Source organism: Micromonospora sp. KC207, assembly GCF_004348615.1.
Taxonomy (GTDB): domain Bacteria; phylum Actinomycetota; class Actinomycetes; order Mycobacteriales; family Micromonosporaceae; genus Micromonospora.
The window spans coordinates 1-8,121 of the sequence record NZ_SMKJ01000300.1 but is presented as its reverse complement, the minus strand read 5'-3'; the positions used below and the strand labels follow the sequence as shown (position 1 = coordinate 8,121).

The window sequence follows — 8,121 nt, the reverse complement described above, 5'->3', positions numbered from 1 at the left end:
GCCCCCGACGTCGCGTCCGCCCCCTCGGCCACCGACCGCGGCCGACGTCGCGCCCGTCCCCTCGACCACCGACCGCCGTCCCCACCGGAGACCCAGGTGAACGCTTCCACCGCGCTGGCGTTGCCCGGCGGCGTCACGCTCGTCACCCCCGACCCCGGCGCCGCCCGCGCCTTCTACGCCGGCCTGCTCGGCTGGGCGTACGCCGGGCCGGCGGGCGGCGACCCCGCCCACCCGGGACCGGCGGGCGGGGTCACGGCGTACGCCGGGGGGACCCTCGCCGCCGAGCTGGAGCACGGTGCCGCGCCGGCCCGCTGGTGGCCGGTCTTCGTCGCCGCCGCCGATGCCGATGCCGAGGCCGTCCGCGTCGCGGCCGGCCGGGCCGGGGCGCGCCTCGACGGCCGCGACGTGCACGACCCGCTCGGCGGGTCCTTCCGCGTTGGCGCCGGCACGGATGTCGTCACCCCCGGCCCCGGCCGGCCGAGCTGGTACGAGTACATGACGACCGCCCCCGCCGACGCCGACCGGTTCCACGCCGACGCCCTCGGGCTGCGCGCGAGCGCGCCGCCGGACGCCGGAGACGACTCGTACGCGCTGCTGCTGGCCGCCGGGCGGCCGGTCGCCGGCCGGCTGGCGCTGCCCCCACCGCTGGCGGCCCTGCTGCCCACCGGCTGGATGGTGTACTTCGCCGTCGCCGATCCCGACGCCGTGGCCGGGCGGGCGTCGGGGCTGGGCGGCCGGCTGCTGGTGCCGCCCCGCGACGTCGCGACCGGCCGGGTCGCCGCGCTCGCCGACCCGGCGGGCGCGGTGTTCACCGTCATCCGTCCGGCCCCGGCCCCGGAGTAGCCCTCGCGCCACCCCGGGCCACCCGCGCGGACCCGCCGGGCGGCGGCCAACGGCCGCCGCAACCGCACGACCGGCCCGGTCACTTCCGCCACGCCGGCGCCATCCGCTCGGACATCTCCCGCCAGAAGGCCCGCAGGTCGGATCGGTTGACCGCCTGCCACCCGGCCCGTGCCTGCGGGCGCAGCCAGTGGCCGACCAGGTCGACCTGCCGGGCGCAGAAGACCTCGTCCATCTGGTACGGCAGCTCGTCGCCCTTGGGCGGCAGCGGACAGAGCCGGAACGGGCAGTCGTCGATGCAGGTGGACCCGGGGTGGACTTCGTGGGCCTGCCGGCGGCTCAGGGTCACCCGCAGGGCGCTGCGGTCGATGGTGAGACACGGCGGCAGGTCCTGGCGGCACGCCCGGCTGATCCGGGCGGCCCGCTCCACGTCGTCGGCCCCCCGGTCGGAGAGGTTGAGCAGCAGCATCACGTCGGCGAGCAGGCGCTGGGCGCGCGGCGCCAGGACCCCCCAGCCCAGCGAGGGTTGCAGCCAGGAGTCCTGGAGCCGGCGGATCTCCGGCTGCGGGCTGGCCGAGCCCACCCGGCAGACGATCTCCCGCTCGTCGACCCAGCAGTGCCGCTCCGGGTGGCGGTCGACCAGCGCCTCGACGCAGAGGGCGGCGGCCTCCTCGACCAGTGGGTGGGTCGTCCCACTACCGGGTGACGGGGCGTCGTCGCCGCCTCCGGCGATGCCCAGCCAGTAGCCCATCAGCCCTCGCGGGTCCGAGCCGTGGCCGCGTTCGCGCAGGGTCTCGGCGGGGTCGTGGGGCAGGGCGAGCAGGGTGAGCGCCTGGAGCAGGGCAAGCTGCGAGTACCAGAAGCGCGCGTGCCGCAGCGCCCGCTCCGCCTCCTCCAGCAGCGCGTTGCGGTGCGGGGGGTACAACCGGCAGTTGGCCGCCAGGCGGAACCCCTGGGCCAGGGTGATCTCGTAGAGGCGCGCGGTGTCCGAGGGGTCGGTCGCCAGGCGGTCGACCCACCGCCTCAGGTTCTCCCGGGCCACGTCCAGCCAGCGGGGCTCGTCGGGCACCTGCTCCCCGCTGGCGGCCAGGAAGATCGCGGGCGCCAGCCAGGTGCGCAGTTGCCGCAGGTACGTCGCCCGCTGCGCGTCGCCGGCGCCGTCCGGCCCACCGTCGAGCAGGTCGTGCAGGGCCCGCAGGGCCGCGTCGCCGCCGATGGCCAACAGGCGCGCGGCGGCCAGCCGCGGCAGGTACGACGTCTCGTCGCCCATCATCAGGAAGAGCTGCCGGTACTGCGGGGTGTGGTCGCGCCGGCACCGGGCCGCCGGCCCGGACCCGTGCCGCAACAGCCGGGCGGCGTCGCCGAACCGGTGCACCAGGGCGATCTTCGCGTCCTCCAGGGGACGGTCGGTGACGGAACCATCGCCCTGGTAGCGCGGCCACGCCCCGCGGACGGCCTCGGCGATGGCTCGGTGGGCCCGGTGCCCGGCGGCGGCGTCGATCTCCAGGGCGGCGGCGAACATCTCCACGGCCTTGGTGCGGTTGTTGGTGGCCACGGCCTCGGCCAGCAGTCGCCGGGCCAGCGCGGTGGACCGAGCGCGGGTGGCCCGCGTGTCGCGGGCGCCCTGGTCCGCCTCGACCGGGCGGCGGGCGAGGTCGACGAGGCGGCCCTGGATCCGGGGCAGCAGGTGTCGACCACGCCCGTCCCGGCGTTCGAACCTGCCGTCGCTCTGCGCGTAGAGCGTGAGGGCGGCCAGCAGCTCCCTGCCCGGGCCGTCGTTGCGGCCGAAGGCGTGGTCGAGGAACCCGTCGTCGCGCAGCGCGGCGGTGAGGTAGCGCGCGCCGAGGTACGCCTGGACCACGCCGTGCACGAACCGTACCCCGTCCTGGTGCTTGACCACGAGGTTGAGTTCGCCGCCGGTCGTCTCGGCGAGCCCGACGTCCTGCGGGTTGCCGGGGTCGAGCTTGTGCAGCCGGGCCCGCAGCTCCTGCATGATCCACCGGCGGCCCGCGTCCGGCCCGCCCGCGTCGCCGGCCAGCTCGGCCGTCCGTACCCGCAGCCGGTTGTTGCGAAGCCCGATGCAGGCGAGGGCGGAGAGCACCTCGATCGCGTCACCGCGCTCGGTCTGCGGGACGCCGTAGTCCTCGTAGAGGTCCCCGGCGATCAGCGCGTCGCACCACTCCTCCAGCAGCCTCCAGCGCGCGGCGGATCGGCCCCGGTCGCACGACTCGACCCGGTCGAGCCGGTCCACCTCGTGGAGCTGGCCGATGAGCCGCAGGTAGAACGGTGAGTCGGCGACGTCGGCCTCCCGCACCAGGGCGGTGACCCGATCCCACCGGTACCCCCGGCCGGGCTGCCGCCGCTGGACCCGCACGTACTCCAGGGCGGCGCCCTCGGCGAGCGGCTCCAACTGGAGGATTAGCGCGTCCAGCCCGCGCAGCGGGTCGTCCGGGCGGGACGCGATCACCAGCGGCAGCCGCTCCTCGACCGCGGTGCGGATGGCCTGCCGGAGCACACTGTCGCGGTCGTACGGCTGCTGCGCGTCGGCCAGCACCTCCTCCAGGCCGTCGGCGATCACCACGACCCGGTTCTCGACCCAGAGCTGCCGCCACACCTTGTCGGCCTCCCCCTCGGCGTGTAGCTGGGTGTCGATGGTGCGCTGGAACCGGTCGCGGGCGAGCCGGTGGAAGTCGAGGGCCTCGGGCGTGTCGACCCCGCGCAGGTCGACGCCGATCGGCACGATCCGGGTGTCGGTGAGCAGCTCCGCCAGGCGGACGAGGGTGGCCGTCTTGCCGGTGCCGATGCCGCCGACCAGCACCAAGGGGCGTCGGGTGCGCCGGTCGCGCAGCCGCTGGATGATCAGGTCGCACAGCTCGTCGCGCCCCACGATCCGGATGCTGCTGACGTCGCGTTCGGCGGTGGGCACGACGAGCTGGCGGTTGCGCAGGGCGCTGGCGTGATACCAGTGCCGGACCCAGAAGTAGCGACCCACCAGGAAGATCGCCAGCCCCAGGGCGAGAACCAGGGGGCCCTTGACGAAGTCCTGCACCTGGCCGCAGTAGTACGCCCGTGGCTGGCCGCCGCCGCACCACTGCGACAGCCGCAACAGGTGCGGCTCCCGGTCGAGGACCAGCAGCACCAGCGAGTAGGCCGTCCAGGCCAGCAGCGCCAACGCGCCGAGCTGGATCGCCCAGCGCAGCCGGCGGTGGTAGCGCCAGCCGACCCGGTGGTTGGTGCGCTGGTCCATCCGCCGGCGGATGACCCGCTCGGCGTGGCGCTCCCGTCGGGTGCGCCACCGGCGGCGGCGCTGCTGCCACCACAGCTCGGCCGCCCAGAACGGGCCACGTGCCGGTCGCCGCATCCACACCCCCGTGGTCGGCCGCCGAGAAGGCGAGCAGCTCTCGCGCCCAGGGTAGTGGGCGGCCCGGCCGGCCAGTGTGGGTTCCGTCGTTTCGCGACCCGCCCGCTGGGGCCGCCCGGGGCGGGGCCGCGCTCTGCCCCGCCCCGGGCGGCTTCGGCCCCGCTCTGCCCCCGCCGCGCTCAGCCCCGGTCGACCGCCGCCAGGATCGCCCGCCCCAGCTCCGCCGGCCTGGTGAACTGCGGCCAGTGGCCGGTGGGCAGGTCGACGTACTCGACGTCGCGCATCGCGGCCAGCTCGGCGACGTACGGGTGGCCTTGGTCGATCCACTCCCGTAGCTGCGCGGCCGGGTACTCGCAGGCGATGATCGTGGCCGGCACCTCGTAGCGCCGCTCGTCGGCTAGCACCTGCGGGTCGTACGCGACCGCCGCGGGCTGGGGCACCGCCCGGGCCCGGAACGCCACGCGCAGCTCGTGGTCGAGGTCGCGCAGGTCCTCCTCGCCGAACGCGGACCAGTCGGGCAGCGGGATCGCGCCGTCGACGACCGGCAACTGATCGTTGACGGGGTGCCCGTCGCCGAGCGGCCCGGCGTCGACGTACACGACGCGGGCGACCCGCTCGGGCCGCGCGTCGGCGGCGGCGTGCGCGATCGCGCCGCCCCCGGAGTGCCCGACGAGCACGACCGGCCCGCCCGCCTCGTCGACGGCGGCGACGACGGCGGCGACGTGGTCGCGCAGCCGGACGCCGGCGCGGTCGGCGTCCGCCGCCCCGAGGCCGGGCAGGGTGAGCGCCCGCACCCGGTGGCCCGCCCGTTCGAGCGCCGGCGTGACCCCGCTCCACGACGAGGCGTCGAGCCAGAAGCCCGGGATCAGGATGATGTCCATGCGGGGACCCTAGCCGCCACCCCCGACAGCCGTGCCGCCGCCGGCCGGCGCGCGGCGCGTGCTGGCAGGCAGGCGGGCGGGCGTACGCTGGCGTTCGTGGATCACGAAGACCGCATCGCCCTGTTCCTCGACTACGAGAACCTCGCGCTGGGGGCGCGCGAACACCTCGGCGGGATGGCGTTCGACCTGCGTCCCATCGCCGACGCCCTCGCCGAGCGGGGGCGGGTGGTGGTGCGCCGGGCGTACGCTGACTGGTCCTTCTTCGACGAGGACCGGCGAATGCTCACCCGCTCCCACGTCGAGTTGATCGAGATGCCGCAGCGCATGGGCGCATCGCGCAAGAACGCCGCCGACATCAAGATGGCCGTCGACGCCGTGGAACTGGCCTTCGAGCGCGCGTACGTCTCGACGTTCGTGATCTGCACCGGCGACAGCGACTTCACCCCGCTGGTGCACAAGCTGCGGGAACTCAACAAGCGGGTCATCGGCGTGGGCGTGGAGAAGTCAACGTCGGCGCTGCTCCCGCCAGCGTGCGACGAGTTCCTGTACTACGACCGGCTGGAGGGCGTCGACGTCCCGCCGGCCCGGGCCCGGCGCGGCCGGCCGGCGCGGCTGCCCAGCCCGGAGCCCCAGCCGGCCGGGCAGGTGGAGCCGGTGGAGCAGGAGCCCGAGGCGCAGCCGGTGGAGGCGGAGCCGGCCCGCGACGTCGACACGCTCAGCGTGCTGGTGGCGCAGACCGTGGCCGGCCTCCAGGGCAGCTCCAGTGGCGAGGTGACCGCCTCGACGCTCAAGCGCACGCTGCTGCGCAAGGACCCGACGTTCAGCGAGTCCGACTACGGCTTCCGCACCTTCGGCGAGCTGCTGCGGCACCTCGCCGAACGCACGGTGATCGAGCTGGCGGAGGGTCCGGCGAAGGGCGATCCCGAGGTGTCCCTGCCCGAGCACGGCGACCGGGAGGTGGCCTTCGGGCTGCTCCGCTCCGTGGTCGGCGACCTGGCCGGCGGGGAGGGCGCGGTCGCCCTGTCCGGGCTGAAGAACCAGCTACGCCGGGCGCGCCCCGACTTCAGCGAGAAGAAGCTCGGCTACCGCAGCTTCCTGCAGTTCTGCAAGGCCGCCGCCACCAGTGGGATCGTGGACCTGCGGTGGAGCGCCGACGCCGACGACTACCTGCTCACCACGCCGGCCTCCTGAGCGCGCCCCGACCCCGCCTCTGCCGCGCGGCGTCCGGATCGGACGGTCGGTTGCGGGGTCCGACTACCGTGGGCGGTGTCGTCGCCACCCGCGCGGGGCGGTGCCGGCGGGGGATCCCTCGATCGCTAGGGTTGGGACGTGTCTCTATGGATGGCCGCGATGTGGGGAATGGTCGGCAGCGCCGTCGCGGAGGCACTGAACCTCTCCGCCATGATGCGCCCGACCAGCGAGTCGGAGGGGCGGTGGCAGTGGCCGTGGCGGGACCGGCGGGACCGGCCGATCGTCGTCTTCGCCGTCCTGCTGCGGGCGGCGGCCGGCACCGGCCTGGCCGCAGCGGCCGGCGCGGGTGGCCTGGCCGAGACCGCGTTCGCCAGCTTCACCTTCGGGGTGGCCGCGCCGCTGGTGATCGCCAAGATGTTCGACCAGGTCCGGGTGGAACCGCCGGCCGACCCGCCCGCCGACCGGCCGGACGGTGAGCACGATGACGGCGCGTGACAACCGGTGGCAGCGGTGGGCCGCGGCGCTGGCCGCCCGGCCGGCGACCACCACGACCGCCGTGCCGGTGCCCGCGCGCACCAGGCTGGCCGCCGCGCTGGCCGCCCGGCCGGTCGTCGGCCCGCACCGCCGGCCCGTGCCGGTGCCGGGGGACCAGCACGCCGGGGACGGCAAGCTGACCGAGCGGGTGAAGGGGATCCTGGCCGCCGTCCTCGGTGTCACCGCCGACCAGCTCCGGGTCGACGCCGACGGCGACGTCGGCATCCGCGCCGGCTCCGCCATGATCTTCGTACGCGCCCAGGACGATCCGCCCCTGGTGGATGTCTTCTCGCCGCTGCTGACCGGCGTCGAGCCGACCCAGACGCTGTACCAGCGGCTGTCCGATCTGACCAACGGGCTGGTCGTGGGCCGGGTCTACTGCACCGGCGGCACGGTCTGGGCCTCCATCCCCGTCTTCGGGCAGGACTTCGTCCCCACCCATCTGCTGCTGGCCGTACGCGGGATGATCACTCTGGCCGACGACCTCGACGACCGGCTGCGCCGGGAGTTCGGCGGCAGTCGGTTCTTCGGGTCGGAGGCGGCCGGGCTGACCCCGGTGCCCGACCCGACCGGGTATCTTCGCGACCTCGCCGACGCCGGGGCGCGGGGGGCGGGCAGCGTCCTGGTCGACCTGCTCGCCGACCGGGGGCACACCGACGAGCTGCGGCTGCGCGCCGACCACGGCGACTGGCACGCCGCCGCGCGGCTGGCCGCCCTGCTGGCCGAGCGGGGGCAGACCGAGGAGGCCGAACGGTACTGGCGCGTCGCCGCCGAGCTGGGCGACTCCAGGGCGTACGACGAACTGGCCGCCCTGCTGGTCGCCGACGGCCGCCAGGGCGAGGCGATCGACCTGCTGCGCCGCTCCGTCGAGCAGGGCAACCGGCGGTGCCTGCCGCTGCTGGTCACGCTGCTGACCGAGCAGGGGCAGCTCGACGAGGGCATCGACCTGCTGCGCCGTTGGGCGGCCCGGGTCGACGGGCCACCGGGCGGGGGCCCGAACGACCGCGAGGCGTAGCGGGGGTGCACGACGATCGGGGGCCGGCAATCGCCGACCCCCGATCGATCCTCTCCTGGTAGCGCGACGTCAGTCCCGCTGCACGACCATTCCGGCGCCGACGGTGCGGTTTGTCGCCTCGTCGATGATCACGAACCCGCCGGTGGTGCGGTTGCGGTGGTAGTCGTCTACGAGCAGCGGGATGGTGGTGCGGATGCGGACCCGGCCGATCTCGTTGAGGTCGAGTTGGGTGGCGGTTTCGTCACGGTGCAGGGAGTTGATGTCGAGGCGGTAGTGCAGACCCCGCACGATCGCCCGCG

The 8,121-nt window shown here is 75.4% G+C and carries 6 protein-coding genes and 1 pseudogene; 4 read left to right on the top strand and 3 right to left on the bottom strand.

Features of this window, described 5'->3' with window-relative positions; translation table 11 throughout:
• Nucleotides 1-96 precede the first annotated feature (96 nt).
• On the top strand, nucleotides 97-843 hold the full coding sequence (locus tag E1258_RS27170; RefSeq protein ID WP_132406125.1) for a VOC family protein: 747 nt from the start codon (nucleotides 97-99) through the stop codon (nucleotides 841-843).
• A 79-nt stretch (nucleotides 844-922) separates the two neighbouring features.
• On the opposite strand, the gene E1258_RS27165 is transcribed toward E1258_RS27170, so the two are convergent.
• Together E1258_RS27165 and E1258_RS27160 are read right to left on the bottom strand one after the other, a co-directional pair.
• Complete coding sequence (locus E1258_RS27165) at nucleotides 923-4,201, bottom strand: NACHT domain-containing protein (RefSeq protein ID WP_132406123.1); 3,279 nt, start codon at nucleotides 4,199-4,201, stop codon at nucleotides 923-925.
• A gap of 179 nt (nucleotides 4,202-4,380) precedes the next feature.
• Nucleotides 4,381-5,082 carry an alpha/beta fold hydrolase gene (locus E1258_RS27160; protein ID WP_132406121.1) on the bottom strand — a complete coding sequence of 234 codons (702 nt, stop codon included), beginning with the start codon at nucleotides 5,080-5,082 and terminating at the stop codon, nucleotides 4,381-4,383.
• A gap of 96 nt (nucleotides 5,083-5,178) precedes the next feature.
• Between E1258_RS27160 and E1258_RS27155 the strand changes: the two genes are divergently transcribed.
• The 3 genes from E1258_RS27155 (at nucleotide 5,179) to E1258_RS36025 (ending at nucleotide 7,822) form a co-directional block, all read left to right on the top strand.
• Nucleotides 5,179-6,273 (top strand): PIN domain-containing protein, encoded by a 1,095-nt coding sequence (locus E1258_RS27155; RefSeq protein ID WP_132406119.1) that lies wholly within the window; start codon nucleotides 5,179-5,181, stop codon nucleotides 6,271-6,273.
• Nucleotides 6,274-6,411: 138 nt separating this feature from the next.
• Nucleotides 6,412-6,768, top strand: coding sequence for a hypothetical protein (locus E1258_RS27150; RefSeq protein WP_007071456.1), 357 nt, complete (start codon nucleotides 6,412-6,414; stop codon nucleotides 6,766-6,768).
• Nucleotides 6,755-7,822: a hypothetical protein gene (locus E1258_RS36025; RefSeq protein WP_132406117.1), complete on the top strand. Its 1,068-nt coding sequence runs from the start codon at nucleotides 6,755-6,757 to the stop codon at nucleotides 7,820-7,822. Before E1258_RS27150 ends, E1258_RS36025 begins: the two co-directional genes overlap by 14 nt.
• 69 nt (nucleotides 7,823-7,891) lie before the next feature.
• On the opposite strand, the pseudogene E1258_RS27140 reads toward E1258_RS36025, so the two are convergent.
• Nucleotides 7,892-8,121, bottom strand: a pseudogene (locus E1258_RS27140) (sulfate adenylyltransferase); the annotation flags it as partial.